Origin of the sequence: Erythrobacter sp. W302b (assembly GCF_046452395.1) — a bacterium.
Classification (GTDB): Bacteria; Pseudomonadota; Alphaproteobacteria; order Sphingomonadales; family Sphingomonadaceae; genus Erythrobacter.
In genome coordinates, this window is record NZ_JBKFDH010000001.1 from 426143 (window position 1) to 447770 (window position 21628).

Here is a 21628-nt window from a genome sequence, read left to right on the forward strand (position 1 = left end):
GGCGCAAAAGCAGAGAGATGGCGGCTTAGATTACAAATAAATTACAATGTTTCAGTTTTGTTGCATCGGCACGGCAAGTGAGTCATCTTCTGCGGCGTTCACACAGGAGCCATGCCGATGTCCGTTACCGCTTTCGCACTCGCGCTGATCGCTGCGACCCCGTTGGCAGGGGCCCCTGCCGCTCATATCAAGGATGCCGAACTGGCGGTGCAGCCGCTGGCCGCTGGCCGGGCCGAACAGGCCTTGGCGACGCTTCAGAAGGCAAGCGCGGCCGATCCGCATGACGCCGCGGTGCTGATCAATCTCGGCATCGCCTATGCGCAGGCGGGCGACGATGTGAAAGCACGGGACGCGTTTGAAGCGGCGCTGGCCTGTCACGAAGTGGTCGAGCTCGACACCGCCGATGGCACTGCCACCGATTCGCGCCGTCTGGCCCGCAAGGCGATCAAGATGCTTGAGCGCGGCGAGTTCCGCGAGCCCGCGATGCGCGGTGAACAGCTGACCCTTCGCGATTGATTGCCGTGTGGCCCTCGGGTCGCACTGAAGCCGCAAACGGGCGGGCTGCAGGGGAGCAGCCCGCCCGTTTTGCTGCGCGCGCCGGAGACTGAAGGCGGGGCTTTCGCAAGACTGTCACCTGCGTGTCATTTAGGATAGACAAAGGGAGACATTCTGGAGGGCCGAGACATGATTCTCGCCGCGGCTTGCCGCGTCATGATTGGGACTGCTGCACTCGGGCTGGCCGCCCAGGCTCAGGCAGATGTGCTCGAACTGGGTGCTGACGGCGCGCGCTGGGTGGCAGGGCCGCTTGCGGGCCAGTCGCTCGCCCCCGCTACTGCGGTCGATCCCGGGGCTGCCTCTTCCATGCCGCTCACCGCGGCAGAGCTGGACTTTGCAGGGGCGCCTTCGATCCCCGAACACGCCATTGCCGATCCGGCGCGCCATGCTGCCGGGATTCCGCTGCGCTATCACGCCAAGATCCTTGAACTCGCCGCCCGGTTCGATCTGTCACCCAGCTTGCTCGAAGCGCTGGTGTGGCAGGAGAGCCGCTGGAACGAGAACGCCCGCTCGCCGGTCGGCGCGCAGGGCCTCGCCCAGCTGATGCCGGGCACGGCCCGCTATCTCGGCGTTGACCCGCGCGACCCCTTCGCCAATCTCGAAGGCGGCGCGCGGTATCTGCGCGAACAGCTCGACCGGTTTGACGGCGATCTGGAAAAGGCGCTGGCGGCCTACAACGCCGGGCCGGGACGGGTCGAGCGGGCCGGGGGCATCCCCAATATCCGTGAGACAAAGCAATATGTCGCCGCCATCATGGGGCGGCTTGCCAACCATTCGCGTATCGTCGGCCAGTGACCGGCTGCGTTCAGATCACATGAAAGAATGACCGAGAAATGATGTCGCTGTTCCGCCTTCCTGCCCGTCTTGCTGCTGCCCTCGCACTGGCGCTCACGCCGAGCGTCGCCTTTGCGCAAACTGCCGATCCGGCCGGCTCCGGCCCGATCAACAATGCCCTGCTGTGGTTGCAAGGCACGCTGCTCGGGACGGTGGCGACCACGATTGCGGTGATGGCGGTTGCGGCGATCGGCTTCATGATGCTGACGGGCCGGATGAACTGGCGCTTCGGCGCGACCGTGATCATCGGCGTGTTCATTCTCTTCGGCGCGACCACCATCGTCGCCGGTATTCAGTCAGCCGCGGGGTAAGCGTCCGTGAGCGAGCTCATCCGCAACCCGGTGCACCGCGCGCTCACCCGCCCGCAGATGTTTGCGGGCGTGACGATGAATTTTTTCATCATCAATCTGATGGTGACGACGATCGCTTTCCTGATCCTCAAGAGCTGGTGGATCCTGCCGGTGCCGATGGTGATGCACGGGATCGGCTACTTCGCTTCGCTGCGCGAACCGCGCATCTTCGATCTGTGGATCACCAAGGTCTCGAAGTGCCCGCGGGTGCCCAATTTCAATCGCTGGGGGTGCAATTCCTATGCCCCGTAAATGGATCGGCGCCGCCGCGTGGAGTGCGAAGGAAGCCAAGGTTGGCGACCGCCTGCCCTATGCCCGCCTGATCGACGAGAACACCGTGCTGCTGCGTGACGGCTCGGTAATGAGCGCGATCCAGGTGCCGGGCCTGCTGTTCGAGACCGAGGACAGCGATGCCTTGAACGCCCACGCCGCCACGCGCGAGGTGATGCTGCGCTCGACGCTCGATGCGCGCTTCGTGATGTATCACCACGTCATCCGCCGCCGGGTGGAGGTGGAGCTGGAGGCCGAGTTTCCCGATCCCCTCAGCCGCCATATCGACGCGCGCTGGAAACAGCGGTTGGCGGGTGGTTCGCTGTTCATCAACGACCAGTTCGTCACCCTGATCCGCCGCCCTGCGCGCGGCAAGACCGGCTTGCCCGAGCGGTTCTCGAAGTTCTTCTCGCGGGCGGGGCAGGATGAGCTTGAGGCCGATCCCAAGGATATCCGCAGCCTCAAGGCCGCGATTACCGGGCTCGTCGCCAGCTTGCAGAACTATGGCGCGGCTGTGCTGGGAGATTATCAGGCACCCGGTTCGAGCGGCACCAATTCGGAGATGCTGGAGCTGCTCTCCGCGCTGTATAACGGCGAGATGCGCCCCGTCAGGCGGCCGTCGGAGGATACCGACATCGGCCACATGCTCCCCTATCGCCGCGCCTCCTTCGGGCTCGATGCGATGGAGCTGCGCGGCTCGGCTGCGCCCGATTTCGCCGCGATCCTCGGGCTGAAGGATTACCCCGAGGCGACCTCGCCCGGCCTGCTCGACAATCTGCTGCGCCTGCCGTTCGAGATGGTCGTCACCGAAAGCTACGCCCCCAACGAGCGCACCACGGCCAAGGAGCGGATCGACCTCGCGCTGCGCCGCTCGCGCTCGGTCGATGAAGAGGCTGCCGCCGAACGCGCCGACATGCTCGCGGCGCGCGATGCGCTGGGTAACGGGGCGGTCGGCTTTGGCGACCATCACCTGACCGTGCTGGTGCGCGAGACCACGCTGCCGCGCCTCGATGATGCGATGGCGGCCTGTGCCGCCGCCCTCGCGGACACCGGCGCGATTGCGGTGCGCGAGGACACCAATCTCGAACCCGCCTTCTGGGCGCAGTTCCCGGGGAACGAGGAATATATCGTGCGCCGCGCGCTGATCTCCTCGGCCAACATGGCGGGCTTCGGGAGCTTCCACGGCTTTGCGTTGGGGCAGGCGTCCGGCAACCACTGGGGCGATGCGGTGACGCTGCTGGAGACGACCAGCGCCACGCCGTTCTTCTTCAATTTCCACCACGGCGACTTGGGCAATTTCTCGGTCATCGGGCCGAGCGGCTCGGGCAAGACCGTGGTGATGAACTTCCTTGCGGCGCAAGCACAGAAATTCCGCCCCCGCACCATCCTGTTCGACAAGGATCGCGGCGCGGAGCTGTTCATTCGCGGGATCGGCGGGCGGTATAGCCGCATCGCTCCCGGCGACTCGACCGGGTTCAATCCGCTCTCGCTCCCCGACACCCCCGCCAACCGCGCCTTCCTGCGAGATTGGCTGGCCGTGCTGCTCAAGGCCGAGGGCCCGGAGGAGTTTTCGACCATCAGCGCGGCGGTCGATGCGACTTATGCCAATGATCCTTCGCTGCGCCGCCTCAGGCACTTCAAGGAGCTGCTTTCGGGCACCCGCCGCCCGCAGCCGGGTGATCTGGCGGATCGCTTGGCGGCGTGGATCGGATCGCCCAGCGGAGATGGCGGCGAGCACGCGTGGCTGTTCGACAATGAACGCGACCGGCTCGACCTCGCCGAGCGGGTGCTGGGCTTCGACATGACCGCGCTGCTGGAAAACCCGCGCCTGCGCACGCCGACGATGATGTACCTGTTCCACCGCATCGACGAGCGGCTGGACGGGCAGCCGACCATGATCCTGATCGATGAAGGCTGGAAGGCGCTTGACGACGAGGTCTTTGCCGCGCGCATCCGCGACTGGCTCAAGACGCTGCGCAAGCGCAACGCGCTGGTCGGGTTCGCCACGCAATCGGCGCGCGATGCGCTCGACAGCCGTATTTCCACCGCGCTGGTCGAACAGACCGCGACGATGGTGTTCATGCCCAACAGCCGCGCCCGGCCTGAGGATTATTGCGACGGCTTCGGCCTCACCAGCCACGAATTCGCGCTGATCCGCTCGCTGCCTGCGCACAGCCGGTGTTTCCTCGTGCGCCAGCCCGATGCGAGCGTGGTGGTGCGCCTCGACCTGTCGGGCGCGCCGGAGGTGCTGACGATCCTCTCGGGCCGCGAAAGCGCGGTGCGGCGGCTCGATCTGCTGCGCGAGGCGGTGGGCGATGCGCCTGCGGCATGGTTCCCGGCGCTCACGGGTCGCGCTTGGCCAGATGGCGACGGCGATCAGGACGGTCAGCCGATGTGGCAGGCCGCCGAATGACGACCACCTGTGATCTTGCCGCCCAGTCGATGGGCACGGGCGTCGCCGCGGCGCTGAGCGCGGTCGATTGCATCGCCGCCACCGTCTCGGAACAGGCCTTCAACCGCCTGTTCGGGACCGAGGGGCAATTGGCCTTTGCCTTGACTGTGTTGTTGGGGCTGTATGTCAGTTTCTTCGCGATCTCCCTTATGCTGGGTCGTTCGAGCTTGGGTGTGCGCGCGCTGCTGCCCAAGGCGATAACCCTGGGGCTGGTGCTGACCTTCGCGACCAGTTTCGTCGCCTTCTCGACCATCTTCTACAACATCTTCATCGGTGGGCCGGACCAGATCGCCGGCATCCTCACCGGGACGCAGGGCGAGAGTGCAACGGCGGTGTTCGCGCAGAAGCTCGACGTGGTGTTCATGGCGATCCAGCGGGCGAGCGGGGATACCAAGGATATCTCCGCCTTTTCGCCGCCGGGCATGATGTGGATGGGTGCGATGCTGTTGCTGCTCGGCACGGTCGGGCTGCTGGTGACGGCGCGGATCGCGCTGGCGCTGCTGCTCGCCGTGGGACCGATCTTCGTCGTGTTGGCGCTGTTCGAAGGCACGCGCGAGCTGTTCACCGGCTGGCTCAAAGGGCTGACGATGATGGCTTTGGCGCCGCTGTTTGCGGTGCTGGGCGGGTCGATCATGCTGGAGATGGCCGTGCCGGTGCTCGCCGCACTGGTGGCGGTGCCGGGGCAGATCGACCAGCAGGCCGCGATGGCGTTCTTCGTGATCGGCGCGGTGCACATGGCGCTGATGCTGCTGTCGCTCAAGGTCGCATCCAGCATGGTGGCGGGCTGGCAGGTGTTCGGCCTGGTGCCGGACAAGGAACACAGCCGCAGCCATGACAGCGCGCGCTCCGTAGCGGTGCCGCAAGCGGTCGGCTCGGTGCCGCGCAACACCAACGTCGCGCCGCCAAGCCCCGGTCTGGCCCCGCGCCGGGTGGATCTGGGCGCGCTCCAGACCGTGGCCGCCGCCAATGATACCGGGCCTGCGGGCACCGTGGCGCGCGAGACCCGGGTTTATGCGACCGGCGGCGGGGGAAGCGGGCAGGTGGTGCCGCTCAATCCGGCAACCTCGCGCACCCGCGGCATCGGCAACCGCTTCCGTTCGGCATCGCCCGCCAAGCCTGCGCCTGCGCCGAAAGCCCCCCCTTCGGAGACCTACCAATGACCCGCGCCGTGCTCTTCGCGAGCCTCGCTCTCTGCCTCTCCGCGCCTGTCGCGGCGCAGGACAACCGCTTGCAAACACGCGTGTTCGACGAGAACGCGGTGGTGCGAATCGACGGCAAGGTGAAGGTCCAGACCACGATCAAGTTCGGGCCCGACGAAGTGATCGAGAATGTCGCGATCGGCGATTCCGCCGCGTGGCAGGTGCAGCCGAACAAGGCGCAGTCGATTCTGTTCGTGAAGCCGCTGGAACCCGAGGCCCGCACCAATATGACCGTGGTGACGGACAAGCGCACCTACCTGTTCGATCTGGTTGCGTCCCCGAGAAACGCCGCGCTCTATGTGCTGCAATTCCGCTATCCCGAGCTGGAGAGGGCGGCCGAGGAAGCGCGTCTTGCCGCCATCGCCGAAGCCGAGGCGCAGGCCGTGCGGGCGCTGGAGGCTCCGGCGGAGGTGGCGCTTGCGGCTGATCCCTATGCGGTGAGCGATCCGGCCAGTCTCAACTTCGCCTGGGCCAGCGCAGGCGCGCGCGACCTGCTGCCGTCACGCGCCTATGACAATGGCAATGCGGTGTTTCTGACCTGGCCGAAAGGCGTCGCGATTCCGGCGATCCTCGTCACCAATGCGGCGGGTGAAGAAGGGCCGATCAATTACACCGTGCGCGGCGATACCCTGGTGGTGGACGGGGTGCCGCCGCAGATCATCCTGCGCGCTGGCCGCGATAGCGCGACCCTCACCAACACCGGCCCGATGGCGCCTTCGGCCCGGCAGGCGGAGCTGGCCGCGCCGCGCAAGGGGGGGTCGTAACATGATCATTGCCATCGAATCCGCCAAGGAGAGCATCTGATGCGTCTGGCCATGCGTTTGCCGCCCAGGAAGGGCGAAGGTTCAACCGGCGAAAGCGGCGATCCGCGCGAGCGGGAATCCGCCGAGATCATCGATCTCGCCAGCCGCGCGGCCTTTCCCGCTGTTACTGACCGCAAGGCCAAGGGTGACGGGTTCCAGATGGCGGCTGGGGTCGCGGTCGTTGGCCTGCTCGGCGCTGTGACCTTCTGGGCGATGAACGCGGCGCGCACGCCTGAGCCACAGGGGATCGGCAATCCCGCCGTTGCGCCGCCGCCGCCTGCCGCGCCTGCGGCAGTGCCGCCCGTGGGCAATCCCGCGCAGCAGCCCGGTGCCGTGCCGATGGCACCGCAGGGCGATCCTGCGCCGATGCCGGTTCTCGCCAACAATCCCTCGGTCGTGCCCGGCATGGCGGTCAATCCCTATGCCACCCCGCAGCTGGTGTTCGATGCGAGCCGTGCCGCGGGCAGCGCGCGCCTTGCCGAAGCGCCGCTGGGCGTTCCGGCGGCTGGGACGACAGGAAATGTGGCCGGCATTGGCGGTGCGGCCGCTTTCGCAGGCCAGATCGGCGGCGTCGGCGGCGGGCCCGCACAGGCGCGGGCGATGACCAATCCTTCGACCACAGTGACAGAAGGCACGCTGATCCCGGCCGTGCTCGAAACCGCGATCAACACCGACGTGCCGGGCTATGTCCGCGCGGTGGTGAGCCAGGATATCCGCAGCTTCGATGGCAAGCGCGTGCTCGTCCCGCGTTCGTCGCGCCTGATCGGGCAGTATCAGGCGGGCGTCGAACAGGGCCAGCGCCGCGCCTATGTGATCTGGACACGGCTGATCCGGCCCGATGGCGTCTCGGTCAATATTGCATCCCCCGCGATCGGGTTCGACGGGACGACCGGGCTTGAGGGCGACGTCAACAGCCACTTCCTCAAGCGCTTTGGTTCGGGCCTGCTTTTGTCGGTGGTCGGCGGCCTCGGCGCGCTGGCAACCGGCGGCGTGGGCGGCGTGATCGTCGCGGGCGGCGCGCAAGGTGCGGCCAATTCGGCTGTGCAATCGCAGGGGCAGATCAGCCCGACGATCAGGGTCCGCGCCGGGGAGCCGATCAAGGTCTACACCGCCCGCGATCTCGATTTCAGCATGGTCGGCAACTGACGGCATGAGCGCGGATATCCACCGGCTCGGCATGGGAGAGAGCGAGACCCCGGCCGAGGGGGCGGTGCCGCTTTCGGCCGAACGCAGCGTCTATCTCGACGCCTATCTCGCGCCGTTCCGCCGTTGGCTCGACCGTGACACTGTAACCGAAATCATGGTCAATCGCCCGGGCGAGGTCTGGATCGAGGATGCCGCCAGCCCCGGAATGCAAAGGATCGAAACGCCGGAGATCGACGACCGGCTGGTGCAGCGCCTCGCCGAACAGGTCGCGCGGGTTTCGCACCAGGGGATCAATCGCGAACACCCGCTGCTGGGCGCGACCCTGCCGGACGGTGCGCGTGTGCAGTTCTGCGGGCCGCCCGCCAGCCGCAAGCATTGGGTCATGGCGATCCGCCGCCACCGCCGGCTCGACCTGCCGCTCGACGCCTATGACACCGGCCCGCTCGCGGGCGAGATGCCCTGCGCTCTGCCCGATCCGCAAAGCCAGCCCATCGCCTACCTCCGCGCCGCGATCCGCGCGCGGCGCACGATCCTGATCTCGGGCGGAACCAGCACCGGCAAGACCACTTTCCTCAACGCCATGCTCGGCGAGATTCCGGCGCAGGAGCGTGTGGTGCTGGTCGAAGACACGCCCGAACTGAAGTTCCCCGGCGAGAACGCGGTCGGCCTGGTTGCGGTCAAGGGCGAGTTGGGGGAGGCCAAGGTCACCGCCAACGAATTGCTGCAAGCCGCGCTGCGCCTCCGCCCCGACCGCATCGTGCTGGGCGAGCTGCGCGGCGCGGAGAGCGTCAGCTTCCTGCGCGCGATCAACACCGGGCATCCGGGCAGCTTCTCGACCATCCACGCCAACTCCCTGCGCGGCGCGCTCGAACAGCTGTCGCTGATGGTGATGCAGACCGGCATCGGCCTCACCCGCTCGGACACCATCGCCTATGCCGCCAGCGTGATCGACGTGATCGTGCAACTGGGCCGCGACGCCAATGGCAAGCGCGGCATCACCCAGATTGCCGAGAGCCGCGAACTGGTGTGAACCGCCCGTCAGATTGACATTGGTGTGACAAGCCCATCTTCCTGATTTACACCCCTGGGCCGAGCGAACACATGCGCTGGTCAAGCGCCGCGTCCCGTGAACCGGCGCAGGGCAGAACAGGAAAGCGATGAGCACGTCACCGATAGGCAACGCGGATGTTTCCGCAGGCGCGGCCCCCATGCAGATGGCCGAGCTGGCTCATGACGAATCCCCCTATTTCAACCGCGAACTGTCGTGGCTGCAATTCAACCAGCGCGTGCTGGCAGAGGCCTGCAATCCGGCCTACCCGCTGCTCGAACGGCTGCGGTTCCTGTCAATTTCGGGCAGCAATCTCGATGAATTCATGATGATCCGCGTCGCCGGGCTGGTGGGGCAGGTGCAGCGCGGCATGGCGATCCCGTCGATCGACGGGCGCAGCCCCTCGCAGCAATTGGCCGCGATCCGTGAGAAGCTGGCCGAACTCAGCGCCATCCAGCAGACGATCTGGCGCTCGGTGCAGGAAGGGCTGGCAGGCGCGGATATCCACATTGCCGACGAACAGCGCGTCAGCCCGGCCGCGCACAAGTGGCTCAAGACCTATTTCCTCAACGAGATCCTGCCGATCATCACGCCCCAGGCGCTCGATCCGGCGCACCCGTTCCCCTTCGTCCAGAACGAGGGCATGGGTCTGCTGTTCACGCTGACCCGCAATACTGGCGGCGAGCAGCTGATCGAGATGGTGCTGATCCCCAGCGCGCTGCCCCGCTTCGTGCGGGTGCCGGATGCGGTCAGCGGGGACGGCAGCGTGCTCTACATCTCGATTGCGCGGCTGATCCAGCGCTATGCCGAGGCGCTGTTCCCCGGCTTCACGATTCAGGGCGACGGGTTGTTCCGGGTGCTGCGCGACAGCGATATCGAGATCGAGGAAGAGGCCGAGGACCTCGTCCGCACCTTCCGCAGCGCGATCCAGCGGCGGCGGCGCGGGCAGGTGATCCAGCTGGAGATCGAGGAGGATTTCGATCCCGCCGCCGAACAGCTGCTGCTCGAACAGCTCGGCATCAACGAGGCCGCGGTGATCAAGACCGATGGCATGATCGGGATCGATGGCCTTGCGGAAATCGTCCGCGAAGACCGGCCCGACCTGAAGTTCGATGCCTATTCCCCGCGCTTCCCGGAACGGATCCGCGAGCATGACGGCGACGCCTTCTCCGCGATCCGGGAAAAGGACATCATCATCCACCACCCTTACGAAAGTTTCGAAGTGGTGGTCGATTTCATCCGGCAGGCCGCGGCCGATCCCGATGTCGTGGCGATCAAGCAGACGCTGTACCGCGCCGGGTCGCAGTCGGCCGTGGTCGGCGCGCTGATCGAGGCGGCCGAAGCGGGCAAGTCCGTCACCGCCGTGGTGGAGCTGAAGGCCCGCTTCGACGAGGAGCAGAACCTCAAGTGGGCGAGCAAGCTCGAACGCGCGGGCGTGCAGGTGATCTATGGCTTCACCGACTGGAAGACCCACGCCAAGGTCGCGATGGTGGTGCGGCGCGAGGGCGACGGGTTCCGGTCCTACTGCCACTTCGGCACCGGCAATTATCACCCGGTCACGGCCAAGGTTTACACCGATCTCAGTTTCTTCACCGCCGATCCCAAGCTGGCGCGCGATGCGGCCAAGATGTTCAATTTCGTCACCGGCTATGTCGAGCCCCACGCGCTCGAACGCATCCACATCGCCCCGATTGATCTGCGCGAGGAAATCTACAGCCGCATCGATACCGAAATCGCCAATGCGCAAGCCGGAAAGCCTGCTGCGGTCTGGTTCAAGTGCAACCAGCTGACCGATGAGGGCGTGATCGACCGGCTCTATGCCGCCAGCAATGCCGGCGTGCAGGTCGAACTGGTGGTGCGAGGCATCTGCTGCCTGCGGCCGGGCATCGCGGGCCTGTCCGAGAACATCCGCGTGAAATCGGTCATCGGCCGCTTCCTCGAACACAGTCGCATCTACGCCTTCGCCAATGGCCACGCCATGCCGAGCGCCCATGCGGCGGTGTTCATCGCATCGGCGGACATGATGAGCCGCAATCTCGATCGGCGGGTCGAAGCGCTCATCCCCATCCTCAACCGCACGGTGCACGATCAGGTGCTTCAGCAGGTGCTGCTCGCCAATATGCTCGATACCGAACAAAGCTGGTGGCTGCATCCTGACGGCAGCTATTCCCGCTTTACGGTTGAAGAGGGGCGCAAGCCGTTCAACTGCCACCGGTACTTCATGACCAACCCGTCGCTCTCCGGGCGCGGCGGAGCGCTGGAAGCGGGGGCCGTTCCCAAGCTTTCGCTGCGCCGGGGAGCAGCAGCATGATCTGGCGTTGGCGGCGCGAAAGCCGCGACAGTGCGTTTGGCGGCAACTCCGCCGAGCGCGCGATCATCGACATCGGTTCGAACACGGTGCGCCTCGTGGTCTATGGCGGCACGATGCGCGCGCCCACGGTGCTGCTCAACGAGAAGGTGACAGCGAAGCTCGGGCGCGAGATTGCGGCGACCGGCCGGTTGGCGGACGAGGCGATGGCGCTGGCGCTGCGCGGACTGAAACGCTTTGCGCTGCTGCTCGCCGATCTCGGGATCAAAGATATCGAGACCGTGGCGACCGCCGCTGTGCGCGAGGCGGCCAACGGCCCCGAGTTTGTCGAGAGCCTGCGGGCGATCGGCCTCAACCCGCGCGTGATCTCGGGCGAGGAAGAAGCGCTGCTGAGCGCCCACGGTGTGATCGGAGCCTTCCCTGATGCGCGGGGGATCGTGGCCGACCTTGGCGGCGGCAGCCTTGAGCTGGTCCGCGTGGCAGGAGGCCAGACCGACAGCGCCAGCACCCTCCCGCTCGGCACCTTGCGCCTGCCCGAACACCGCAAGGGTGGGCGGGGCGAGATGCGTAAGAGCCTCGACAAGGTGATCCGCAAGGCTGGCTGGGATCTGTCAGCGACGCCTGCGGCGGAGAATGGCACGCTCTATCTGGTCGGCGGGACGTGGCGGGCGATGGCGGTCTATGCGATGGCGGCGCGCGGCTATCCGCTGAGCGATCCGCACGGCTTCGCGATCGAAGGCGCCGCGGCACTCGAACTCGCCACCGGCCTTGCGCTGAGTGAAGCCGATGTCCTGAAGGGCCGCGAGCGGATTTCGGCGATGCGGGCCGAGAAGCTCCCCGATGCCGCCGTGCTGCTGCAAGCACTGCTGACGCGGTTGGCACCGGAGCAGGTGGTGTTCTCGTCCTGGGGTCTGCGCGAGGGGCTGCTTTATGATCGTCTGCCGGCGCACACCAAGGCGCAAGACCCGCTGCTGGCGGGGGTGGCGGTGTTCGCCAGCCAGCGCGGCTCTGCCCCGACGCTCGCCACCCGGATGGCAGCCTGGACGCTGGATGCCGCCCCCGCGCGCGAACATGGCAGCGAGCGGCTGCGGCTGGCGGCGACCATGCTCGCGCTCGCCGCGATGCAGATCGAACCCAATATCCGCCTGCCGCAGGCGATCAACTGGGCGCTGCACAAGCGTTGGGTCGGGATTGATGGCAAGGGCCGGGCGATGCTGGCCGCGGCGATTGCGGCCAATGGCAACCAGCTGAACCTCCCCGCAGAGGTGCGCGCGCTGGCCTGTCCCGAAGCGATCGATGAAGCCGTGTGCTGGGGCCTCGCTTTGCGCCTCGCGCGGCGGCTCGGCGGGCAATCGGCCCGTTCGCTTGAGGTGAGCCGGCTGCGGGTGGAGGAGGGCACGCTGGTGCTCGAACTCGCTGCCAGCCATGCGGCGCTGTTCGGCTCGCCGACGGAGAAGGACATGAAACTGCTCGCCGGACGGCTGGGGATCGGCTGGCGGGTCGATATCGTCGATGAAATCGTGATGTAGCCCTCACGTCACTTCCCATGGCTTCGCAACGGGGAGGGACTGCGGGGCTGTCACCCCTTTTGCGCGCTCCCGAAGGGCGAGAAGTCGGTGTCGATGTCGAACAGGTCGACACCTTCGGCGGCCTTCAGCCGGTTCACCACCACATAGGTCACCGGGGTCAGCAACGCTTCCCATGCGACTTTCAGCGCCCAGTTGGTCACCATCACGGTCAGCACCGCCTCGGTCGTCCAGATGCCGTAGAAGGCGACCGGGTAGAAGATCAGGCTGTCGACGCCCTGTCCCACGAAGGTCGAGCCGATGGTGCGGGTCCACAAGGCGCGGCCCTTGGTGAGCACCTTCATCTTGGCCATGACGAAGGAATTGACGAACTCGCCCGCCCAGAAGGCGGTGATCGAGGCGACGACGATCCGCCAGGTGCTGCCGAACACGCTTTCATACGTGCTCTGGCAGATTTGGCCGCCGGTGATGGCCGCATTGGCGGTGGCGGTGTCCGGGCGGGGGCCGCCGAACCCGCTGGCCGCGCATTCCCATCCGGCGAAGGGCGGTAGGGCGGTGACGACATAGGACATGAAGGCAAGGAACAGCATCGCTGCCGTCCCCACCCAGATCACCCGGCGCGCCTTGGCAAAGCCATAGATCTCGGTCAGCACGTCCCCGATGACATAGCCCAGCGGGAAGAACAGAATCCCCGCGCCATAGATGAACACGCCGTCCGGCGCGGGCCACCAGCCTTGCGGCCAGAACGGCACGTCGACAAAGGTCAGCTTGGCCGCGCCGATGATGTTCGACAGAAGCAGGATCGCGACGAAACCCGCCATCACCAGATCGTAATACCGGAAGGTGATCGGCGGACGGCTGGTGGCGACAATGCCGTCGGTCGGATCGCGGTCAAAGGCGGCGGCTGGATCAGCAGGAGCGGTGTTTTCCATCGCTTGACCGATTAGCGCGATTTGCCTGTGCGGCAAAGCGCGCTATTGGGCAGCCGTCTCCCATGTTTCGGGTGCGCGCCCGTAGCTCATCTGGATAGAGCGCGAGACTTCTAATCTTGAGGCAGCAGGTTCGAGTCCTGCCGGGCGCGCCAATTTCTCGGTATTATGGCGCAATTGCACCAAGCGATAAGTGCCTGTCGTCGCTATATTTCCCAGCATGGGAAAGACGAACATCAAGTACGGCTTGGAGCGCAAGATCGCTCAGGCGCTGGGCGAGCTTGAAGCCGCTCAGAAAGAGATCGCTCAAATTCAGGCAGGGCTCAAGCGAATGATCTCGCTCCGTGAGAAGGTCCGCGAGCAGCAAGCACTGATTGCCGCCGCGGAGACGATCCTGAAGCTTGACGACGCGAGTTGGTCTGGCGGCCACATCAAGCCGGCGCGCAAGGGGAGTTGGTCCAGCCCATTCCCCGCAGGCGATCTCGGCATGACGGCCTTGGCCGTCCTGCGCGAAGCGAGCGATTGGTTGCGTGCCCGTGAGATCGCCGAGCGGATGCTCAAGAAGATCGGGCACGATACCGATGACAAGGACACGCTTGATCGGACTGCCAACAGCGTCACGACCTACCTGAAAAAGTATGAGGATGAGTTGGTCGAATCGCGGCGCGACTATCCCAAGGAATGGAGAGTGATTCGCAAGGGGGTCGACTAATCTGAGAAAGTAATCTGAGAATAACCGCATGGTTAATGTGGAACCCCGCACAAATCTGCCGAAAGTTAACTGAGAAAACAAACCTGTTGCCTTTGGCTGCCAATCTGTATTCTTCCTGCGCTGCGATCGAGCAAAGGAGGTTACGTCGCAGCATTTTCTTCTCTCGCCAAAGGCAAGGACGCTTAGCTTCAGGCGTATCTATGCCCTTTCCGACGACGAGGCATACGCCGAGTTCGTCTCTCTTCGCTTCGCGGAGAACAACGGCGAGCCCTTCTGCCCCAAATGCGGCAGCACACACCTCTATCAGATTTCTTCGCGTCGCCGGTGGAAGTGCGCGGACAAGTCTTGCCGAGCAAGCTTCTCCGCTACATCGGGCACCGTATTCCAAGACCGCAAGCTCTCGTACAAGAGTTTACTGCTCGTGGTTGCGCATTTCGTCGTGAAAGCCAAAGGCATTTCTGCGATCGAACTGAGCCAAGATGCTGAAATTCACTACAAGAGCGCTTTCGTCATCGCCCACAAGCTTCGTGAGGTAGTTACTGCGCATCAGTCCAGCTTCCGCTTAAGCGGCGAGGTAGAGATCGATGCGATGCATTGCGGCGGATACATCAAGCCCGGAACTGATAATCCCGCACGCCGCAACCGCCGTAAGCTCAACCGGAACAAGGAAAAGGCAAAAGTCGTGATGGTGGCTCGCGAGCGGCACGGGCGCTCGCGCGCATTCATGGTGGCCCATGAGAGCAAGATGCCCGATATTCTGCCGAACGTGGTGGAGGAGGGATCGTTTATCTTCTCCGACTCATTTAGCGGCTCATCCAAGATCGGAGCGCGCTACCAAGCCTTCAGGGTCAATCACTCGAAGCAGTATGCTGACGGGTGGATTTCAACCAATCATGCCGAGTCCTTCTTTTCCCGCCTCCGGCGCGTTGAGCTAGGTACACACCACAAGATCGCAGGGGCCTACACACTCTATTACGCCAACGATGCGTGCTGGCGCGAAGACAATCGCAGGACTGACTCTGCGACGCGCTACGCACAGGTGGTTGCGCTTGGATGCAAGCATCCGGTGTCACGGCTCTGGAAGGGCTACTGGCAGCGCCGGAAGGAGGCGGCTTGATGACCCTCTACCTGATACAATTGCAGGGACAGCGGGAGCCAATCCACGTCGAGCTTGATTGCCCCAACGTCGATCATCTGGCCGAGTTGGCCGCCCAATCTCGCTTTCTTATTGGTAATCTGGTCTCAGTGGACGAACAAGGCTGCAATCCAAGGGTCATGATCGCAGCGGGACGGATCTCCTGCGCTATTGAAGTGAGTTGACCACTACAACTGACACTCACCGATCTGACCACGCTAACTGATACTGCACAGGTCCGTCTGCAAACCGCACAGTTAAGGGCGAGTGCGACGCGGAAGCCGACACCGCAAGCCCAAATTCCGCCAGACCGTTCGTCAATTTGGTCGTGCAGTTTCAATGAGGCTGATCTAGCCCTCGCTTTCGATCATTCGTTTCAACCGTGCCTTGTCCAGGTCAATCTCCAGCGGCTTCAACATGTCGTCGGCGGCGTCGAGGAGTGCAAGCTTGTCCTCCTTTTTGCCGTGCGCCCAGTACATCCTCGTCATGTAATGGCTCACCATCGTCATCCTTAGGAAAGTAGAGCGCGGCAATGCTTTCATGGCTTCACGCAGGGGCTTGCGACCTTTTGCTGGGTCGATGTCAATAAGCCATGTCCCCTTGATCAGGTTCTGGATCAAACCGTCGGACACCGCCGCTTCGACGCTGGTCGACAAAACCCTGTGCCTCGCCTGTTCGCAGAGGAAGGTTAGCGTCCGGTGGATCGGACTAGCCATCGCTTGGTATTCGAAGAGGTCCACAAGCGCAGCGACGAATTTCCTCTTCTCCTCGATGTCGTCAGGACCTGGCAAGTCTTCTAAGGCCTGGTCTGTCGTGATCGCCTCCTTGAGGCCCTTGAAGTCGAATTCGGATTGGATTCGGCTCCATTCGTCTGTGAAAGCCGCCGCACCTTCGATTAGCAGAGCACTCAGGCGCCTCTTCTCGCTCGCCTCGAGATGTTCGGCTCCCGCACCGAGCAGCACTGTGGCAATAGTCCAGGCCGTCCCCATCCGATCCAGCGGTGCTATCCGCTCCGACCAGGCGACGTTCTCTTCATTATCCTGAGTTTCTCGCTGGCGCCCAGCTTCTTCGCGGACACGATCCTGAAGATCGAGAAGATTTTGCTTATCCTCTAGATCGCTAGCGCCCTTCTTGACGGCTTCAATGGCGTTTTGGAGACGTTTCTTCAGCCGGTCCGTAGCCTTGCGGTCGCGAACCCTCATAGGCGCGATGTCTTCACCGAGAAGGATGTGGGCCGTGCCGTTTTTGTCCCTCAACTCCGTGATAGACGCTTCCAATGACTCACAGACCCGATTGAACATCGATCGTGAGGCTCCGATCTCAGCGTAAAGGTCAAAGGTCACGAAGTCGAAGTCTTCCCCGATCACAAAGTGGCGTTGGGCATCTTCCGGTCGGGAAGCCAATTCGACGGCCAAGAGATAGGCTTCGATAAACGGCAGCGAGATCTGCACCCTATCGGCTTCGAAGTGCAGGATACCTTGGTCCTCGAAGCCCCGGATGAAATTGAGTGGATTGATGTCGAAGTCGTGCCGCTCCGCGAACTCCTTCGTGAAGGCTATCAGATCAGCCTGGCCGAACGTACGCTTCTCAAGTCGCATCTCGTATGCGAGGCTTCTGAGGAAACGCGCGCGCGTCGTCCGCCCTAGATTAACGTCGGACTTGTCTCCTGCGACGATGAAGGTGAGAAACCCGTCCACGGCTACCCAAGCAAATCATCAGGCCAACATCGTACTGGCTGAGCAGAAAGTTCGCAGCGTTCGTCGCGTGCGTCTTACCCATTCCTTGCTGCTGCACGACGATCATGGATATGTCAGCGCTCCCGCTATCCACCACATGGCACAGCACGGTGTCCGTGCTGCGATTCTCTTTGCTTGGGAAGCGGTCCATCACTTGGATGAGCTCTTCCTCGAGCGGGACCACTAGCGCGATATCGAAATATGGTTTCTTGTCTTCTTCAGCCATGGCAATGGCTTATGCACGATTGAGACTTTTCGCAACCGTTCTTATTCCGTTCTGAACAGGCCCGGGAGCGGACTGGACGGCAGGATTCGCCGCTAGGCGTCTGAACCGCCTTTCAGCAGTCGACCCCGACTGCGGGCAAACGCAACATTTTGCGGTTAATGCACGGATTTGGCTTGCGCGGGTAACAGTAATGGTTCGATTGTTCCTCGGCCAGGGAGGGCATTTATGGCCATTGATGCTGACCGAATTCGCCAGCTTGCATTGACTGACTATCTCGAGCCAGCACGCCGAGCCGGACGTGAGAAGGTAACAATCATCGCGCGCGACATTCATGACCAACTTGGTCTTAGCGCTGCGCATGCCAATGTTTGTCAGGCCCTCGCCGGGCGCAAGTTCCAGGATCTTGCCAGCGTTCCCCCGCCCAAGATGGAAGGTCCAATGGCCAGCAGCACGACAGCGTTTACCTACGATCTTACAAGATCGAGATCGTCTTCACTGCCAGACGAAATATACTGGTTCGTTGGCTCCTCGTATGGCCGCACTAACGATCAGACCGAGCGATTTCTGAACGATGGAATATGGGAGATCAGTAACCCGACCGATGCAGAAGCCGCGCAGGTCAAGTCGATGGCCACTGGCCAGCGCATCGCGATAAAGGCGGCTTTTGTTCAGCGCCACAATCTGCCTTTCGAAAATCACGGCGGCAACGTGTCAGTAATGCGTATCAAGGCCCGCGGCGTCATCACTGCCAACCCAGGCGATGGTCTGCACGTCATGGTTGACTGGGAACAAAGCTTCGAACCGAAAGAATGGTATTTCTACACCAATCGCAGGACGATCTGGGAGTTGCTCCCTGGCTCGGACTTCGCCGACGCGCTGATCCGCTTCGCGTTCGAAGATCAGCCGCAAGACTTCGAAATTTTCCTTGCGGACGATCATTGGGGGGCGATGTACCGAAAACAGAAAGGTGAGGTGCGGCCGCGTTTTTGGATCGAAAAGACCTTGGTATCTGGCCGACAAGATCGGCTCACAGGAGACCATGCCTTGGGCCTAGCGCTTTGGTCGCCGCAGCGCTCAAGAGATGGCCGCGACATCTACAAGACGATGACGCAGGTTCGTGCTGGAGACATCGTTTTCCACCTCACGGACAATAAGGCGATTAGCGACGTATCGATTGCGGTGGACGTAGCTGACGACACTTTTACCGGAGTGGCTGGAACAGATTGGGCCGACCAGGCCGGTTACCGGATTGCGTTGCGGGATCACGAAACGCTCGACCCCCCACTCCCCCGGGAAGCCTTCCTCACAACCGAGCCCTTTGCCGGCGAGTTGAAGGAGCTTGTCGAAAGCGGCGCGAGAGGGATGTTTTTCAATAGGTCGCTCGACCTGAACCAAGGCGCCTACCTGACTGAAGCGACCCCAAGTCTGCTCAACATTCTCAACCGAGCCTACCGCGAGTTCGCCGGCAAGGACCTACCTCACGTAAAAGGTGAAGATGCCCCTGAGCCGGCAGCGGAGCTTGAGATCTACACGATCGACGATGCGCTAGAGACGTTGTTCATCGAGCGTGAGCTTGCCGAGGAGATACTCCTGCTCTGGCGCGCCAAAAAGAACATCATTCTGCAGGGCCCCCCCGGCGTCGGAAAATCCTATGCCGCTCAGCGATTGGCGTTCGCATTGATGGGTGAACATGATCGGAGCCGGCTAAAGTTCGTCCAGTTCCACCAGTCTTATTCGTATGAAGACTTCGTTGAGGGCTTTCGCCCCACGGAAAATGGCTTCGAGCTCAAGCCAGGTAAGTTTGTCGAGTTCTGCCGGCAGGCCGAGGCTGATCCGGGCCGCAAGTACGTGTTTGTGATCGATGAAATAAATCGCGGTAACTTGAGCAAGATTATGGGCGAGCTCATGGTCCTGATCGAACCAGATAAGCGCGCCAGTGATTGGGCGATGCCGCTTGCATTGGGCAAGGCTCCCTTCCACGTACCCGCCAATGTGCATATCCTTGGGCTGATGAACACTGCTGATAGGTCTCTTGCAGTGGTCGACTATGCGCTGCGCAGGCGGTTCGCGTTCATCGACCTCGGGTCAAATTTGGGCTCTCCGAAGTTTCGAGCGCAGCTGGTCCAAGCTGGAGTTTCTGACCAACTGGTTTCGACCTTGATAAGCCGAGTTACCGCTCTGAACGCTGAGATTGTCAGCGACGTGGCGAACTTGGGTCCAGGGTTCGCAATCGGCCATAGCTTCTTCTGCGCGGGACCGATTGAAGGCGAGGGCGATAGGCAATGGTATGAGAGGGTGATCCGGACCGAGGTCGCGCCACTTTTGCGCGAGTATTGGTTCGATGCCCCTGCCAAAGCTGAGCAATGGACAGTGCAGCTCCTAGCTCAGCCATGACCGCAGCCCCACCGATCCCCATCGAGAATATCTATTACCTGTTCTGCTACGCTTGGAACCGGTTCGAAGAGGCGCAATCGATCCCACTCGGAGGCACGCAAAGCCCCGATCTTCCGAATCTTTTGGGTCGTGTTTTGCTGCACGGCACGCGAGCACTTTTGCGACGCGGTTTGGATAGGGCTTTTCAAAATTGCTCGGACGAGATTGCTACCGTACGCGGACATATCGACATTGGCGCGTCGCTTCGGCTGAAATCGCAAAAAGTTAGGCGCCTCGCCTGTGAGTTCGATGAGCTCAGCCATGATCTTCTGCACAATCAGATCATCAAAGCGTCGTTAAGGCGCATTGCTCGCGCTCAGACAATCGACACCAAGCTCTCACACGAGCTTGTTATGACTGCTCAGCGCATGCCTGACGTGTCGGACATTTGGCTCGAACGCTCGGCTTTCGCTCGTGTTCAGTTGCATCGGAACAATGCTTACTACGACATCATCCTGAAGGTCGCGGAACTCGCTTATGACTGCCTTCTCCCGGACCCCAGTGGCGCCGGGTATGCGTTTCATGACATCCTTCGCGACGAGGGGAAGATGGCCCGCGTCTTCGAAGATTTCGTCCGCAACTTCTATCGAGCTGAGCAATGCGAGTTCGCTGTGAATCCGCTAGCCATTCGATGGGACGCGTTGGAGCTGACCACCACTGGCGTAGGGCGGCTGCCCTCGATGATCGTCGACATCTACCTTAGGAGCCCAAATCGTCGCCTGATCATCGACACAAAGTATTATGCGAGGGCTCTTCAACAGAGCTTGTACGGCAGTGAAAGTTTCCAGTCTGGGAACCTCTATCAGCTGTTCGCCTATCTTAAAAACGCGGCGTCAGATCCTGCCTTTGCGAAGTGCGAAGGTATGCTGCTCTACCCCCAGGTGGGCCGAGGCATGCGAGAGTGCTTCAAGCTTCAGGGACAAAGCGTGACCATAGCCACGATCAATCTCGCCCAGCCGTGGCAGCAAATTTCATCTGATCTGCTATCTTTGCTCATGCCTCTTCCGCAAACAGCTGAAGCGACGGCTTCACCCGGCTGAATCAGATGCGCACTGGGCGTGGTGCAATTGCGCCATAATACCGCAATTTCTGGTCTTCACGATGAATTACCGTCATTCCTTCCATGCCGGCAACAGCGCCGATGTCGTGAAGCACAGCCTGTTGATCGCCCTCATCCGGGCCTTGCAGCGCAAAGACAGCGCGCTCACCCTGATCGACACCCACGCCGGCTGCGGGCTCTATGATCTTGCCGGCGAGGAGGCCGGGCGCACGGGCGAAGCCATGCAGGGCGTGGTGCGGGCCTTTGCCGACCCGAATCCCCTGCTCGACGAGTACCGCGCCGCCGTTTGCGCCGTGAATGCGGCCGCGCACACCGAGGCCGAACCGCGCCTCTACCCCGGCTCCCCGCGCATCATGGCGCAGCTTCTCCGCCCGCAGGATGGCCTGATCCTCAACGAAAAGCATCCCGAGGACGCCTATGCCCTGCGCGGCGCCATGCGCGGCACCCCGGCGGCCGTGCATGAGCGCGACGCCTACGAGCTATGGCTGGCGATGCTGCCGACCCGGACACCGCGCGGCGTTGTGGTGGTCGACCCGCCCTACGAGCAGACCGACGAACGCGCCCGGATCACGGCGACCCTCGCTGCCGCGCACCGCAAGTGGGCGCATGGCGTGACGGTGATCTGGTATCCGCTGAAGGAACGGCCCGCCCATGCGCTGTGGAAGGACAAGCTGCGCCAGCTCGGTATCCCGAAGCTTCTGACGGTGGAGCATTGGCTCTATGATGCCGACCAGCCCGGCATCTACAACGGGGCGGGGCTGTTCTTCGTCAATCCGCCCTATGCCTTCACCCAAGGCCTGCCGCCTCTGCTGGAAGCCCTGCGCGCGGCGCTCGCGCCCGAAGGGCATCGCGGCGCTCTCACGGCCGCGTGGGTACGCGAATAGCACGCGCTCTGACCGCGCCGCT

General features: G+C 63.1%; 20 protein-coding genes and 1 tRNA gene. 18 read left to right on the forward strand and 3 right to left on the reverse strand.

Features of this window, described 5'->3' with window-relative positions; translation table 11 throughout:
• The first annotated feature begins 117 nt into the window (after window positions 1-117).
• The 11 genes from ACLBKT_RS02050 (at window position 118) to ACLBKT_RS02100 (ending at window position 12494) form a co-directional block, all read left to right on the forward strand.
• On the forward strand, window positions 118-516 hold the full coding sequence (locus tag ACLBKT_RS02050) for a tetratricopeptide repeat protein (protein ID WP_410181318.1): 399 nt from the start codon (window positions 118-120) through the stop codon (window positions 514-516).
• Window positions 517-711: 195 nt separating this feature from the next.
• Window positions 712-1350: a lytic transglycosylase domain-containing protein gene (locus ACLBKT_RS02055; RefSeq protein ID WP_410181319.1), complete on the forward strand. Its 639-nt coding sequence runs from the start codon at window positions 712-714 to the stop codon at window positions 1348-1350.
• A gap of 38 nt (window positions 1351-1388) precedes the next feature.
• Window positions 1389-1700, forward strand: a complete 312-nt coding sequence (locus tag ACLBKT_RS02060) for a TrbC/VirB2 family protein (protein WP_410181320.1) — start codon at window positions 1389-1391, stop codon at window positions 1698-1700.
• A gap of 6 nt (window positions 1701-1706) precedes the next feature.
• Window positions 1707-1991, forward strand: coding sequence for a type IV secretion system protein VirB3 (locus tag ACLBKT_RS02065; RefSeq protein WP_410181321.1), 285 nt, complete (start codon window positions 1707-1709; stop codon window positions 1989-1991).
• Entirely contained in the window at window positions 1981-4422 is a 2442-nt protein-coding gene (locus tag ACLBKT_RS02070; protein ID WP_410181322.1) for a VirB4 family type IV secretion/conjugal transfer ATPase, read from the forward strand. Before ACLBKT_RS02065 ends, ACLBKT_RS02070 begins: the two co-directional genes overlap by 11 nt.
• On the forward strand, window positions 4419-5621 hold the full coding sequence (locus ACLBKT_RS02075; protein WP_410181323.1) for a type IV secretion system protein: 1203 nt from the start codon (window positions 4419-4421) through the stop codon (window positions 5619-5621). The genes ACLBKT_RS02070 and ACLBKT_RS02075 overlap by 4 nt, the downstream gene beginning before the upstream one ends.
• Complete coding sequence (locus tag ACLBKT_RS02080; RefSeq protein ID WP_410181324.1) at window positions 5618-6424, forward strand: TrbG/VirB9 family P-type conjugative transfer protein; 807 nt, start codon at window positions 5618-5620, stop codon at window positions 6422-6424. The genes ACLBKT_RS02075 and ACLBKT_RS02080 overlap by 4 nt, the downstream gene beginning before the upstream one ends.
• A gap of 39 nt (window positions 6425-6463) precedes the next feature.
• Complete coding sequence (locus ACLBKT_RS02085; RefSeq protein ID WP_410181325.1) at window positions 6464-7609, forward strand: TrbI/VirB10 family protein; 1146 nt, start codon at window positions 6464-6466, stop codon at window positions 7607-7609.
• Window positions 7610-7613: 4 nt separating this feature from the next.
• Window positions 7614-8639, forward strand: a complete 1026-nt coding sequence (gene virB11, locus ACLBKT_RS02090) for a P-type DNA transfer ATPase VirB11 (protein ID WP_410181326.1) — start codon at window positions 7614-7616, stop codon at window positions 8637-8639.
• Between the two features lie 178 nt (window positions 8640-8817).
• Entirely contained in the window at window positions 8818-10968 is a 2151-nt protein-coding gene (locus ACLBKT_RS02095; protein ID WP_410181327.1) for an RNA degradosome polyphosphate kinase, read from the forward strand.
• The gene (locus tag ACLBKT_RS02100) at window positions 10965-12494 is read left to right on the forward strand and encodes a Ppx/GppA family phosphatase (protein WP_410181328.1); all 1530 of its coding nucleotides are present in this window, start codon (window positions 10965-10967) and stop codon (window positions 12492-12494) included. Before ACLBKT_RS02095 ends, ACLBKT_RS02100 begins: the two co-directional genes overlap by 4 nt.
• Window positions 12495-12544: 50 nt before the next feature.
• Here ACLBKT_RS02100 and ACLBKT_RS02105 read toward each other — a convergent pair whose 3' ends face one another.
• Window positions 12545-13423 (reverse strand): queuosine precursor transporter, encoded by an 879-nt coding sequence (locus ACLBKT_RS02105; RefSeq protein WP_410181329.1) that lies wholly within the window; start codon window positions 13421-13423, stop codon window positions 12545-12547.
• A gap of 75 nt (window positions 13424-13498) precedes the next feature.
• Between ACLBKT_RS02105 and ACLBKT_RS02110 the strand changes: the two genes are divergently transcribed.
• The 4 genes from ACLBKT_RS02110 (at window position 13499) to ACLBKT_RS02125 (ending at window position 15452) form a co-directional block, all read left to right on the forward strand.
• A tRNA-Arg gene (locus ACLBKT_RS02110) sits at window positions 13499-13575 on the forward strand.
• A 65-nt stretch (window positions 13576-13640) separates the two neighbouring features.
• Window positions 13641-14132 carry a hypothetical protein gene (locus tag ACLBKT_RS02115; protein WP_410181330.1) on the forward strand — a complete coding sequence of 164 codons (492 nt, stop codon included), beginning with the start codon at window positions 13641-13643 and terminating at the stop codon, window positions 14130-14132.
• 196 nt (window positions 14133-14328) lie between these two features.
• Window positions 14329-15249 carry an IS1595 family transposase gene (locus ACLBKT_RS02120; protein WP_410183628.1) on the forward strand — a complete coding sequence of 307 codons (921 nt, stop codon included), beginning with the start codon at window positions 14329-14331 and terminating at the stop codon, window positions 15247-15249.
• Window positions 15249-15452, forward strand: coding sequence for a hypothetical protein (locus ACLBKT_RS02125; protein ID WP_410181331.1), 204 nt, complete (start codon window positions 15249-15251; stop codon window positions 15450-15452). The genes ACLBKT_RS02120 and ACLBKT_RS02125 overlap by 1 nt, the downstream gene beginning before the upstream one ends.
• A gap of 165 nt (window positions 15453-15617) precedes the next feature.
• On the opposite strand, the gene ACLBKT_RS02130 is transcribed toward ACLBKT_RS02125, so the two are convergent.
• Together ACLBKT_RS02130 and ACLBKT_RS02135 are read right to left on the reverse strand one after the other, a co-directional pair.
• Window positions 15618-16964: a hypothetical protein gene (locus tag ACLBKT_RS02130; RefSeq protein ID WP_410181332.1), complete on the reverse strand. Its 1347-nt coding sequence runs from the start codon at window positions 16962-16964 to the stop codon at window positions 15618-15620.
• Window positions 16915-17229 (reverse strand): hypothetical protein, encoded by a 315-nt coding sequence (locus ACLBKT_RS02135; RefSeq protein ID WP_410181333.1) that lies wholly within the window; start codon window positions 17227-17229, stop codon window positions 16915-16917. The genes ACLBKT_RS02130 and ACLBKT_RS02135 overlap by 50 nt, the downstream gene beginning before the upstream one ends.
• 225 nt (window positions 17230-17454) lie before the next feature.
• Between ACLBKT_RS02135 and ACLBKT_RS02140 the strand changes: the two genes are divergently transcribed.
• From ACLBKT_RS02140 to ACLBKT_RS02150, 3 genes are all read left to right on the forward strand, one after another.
• Window positions 17455-19623: an AAA family ATPase gene (locus ACLBKT_RS02140; RefSeq protein ID WP_410181334.1), complete on the forward strand. Its 2169-nt coding sequence runs from the start codon at window positions 17455-17457 to the stop codon at window positions 19621-19623.
• Window positions 19620-20702, forward strand: a complete 1083-nt coding sequence (locus tag ACLBKT_RS02145; RefSeq protein WP_410181335.1) for a 5-methylcytosine restriction system specificity protein McrC — start codon at window positions 19620-19622, stop codon at window positions 20700-20702. Before ACLBKT_RS02140 ends, ACLBKT_RS02145 begins: the two co-directional genes overlap by 4 nt.
• A 61-nt stretch (window positions 20703-20763) precedes the next feature.
• Entirely contained in the window at window positions 20764-21606 is an 843-nt protein-coding gene (locus ACLBKT_RS02150) for a 23S rRNA (adenine(2030)-N(6))-methyltransferase RlmJ (RefSeq protein WP_410181336.1), read from the forward strand.
• The last annotated feature ends 22 nt before the right edge of the window (window positions 21607-21628 follow it).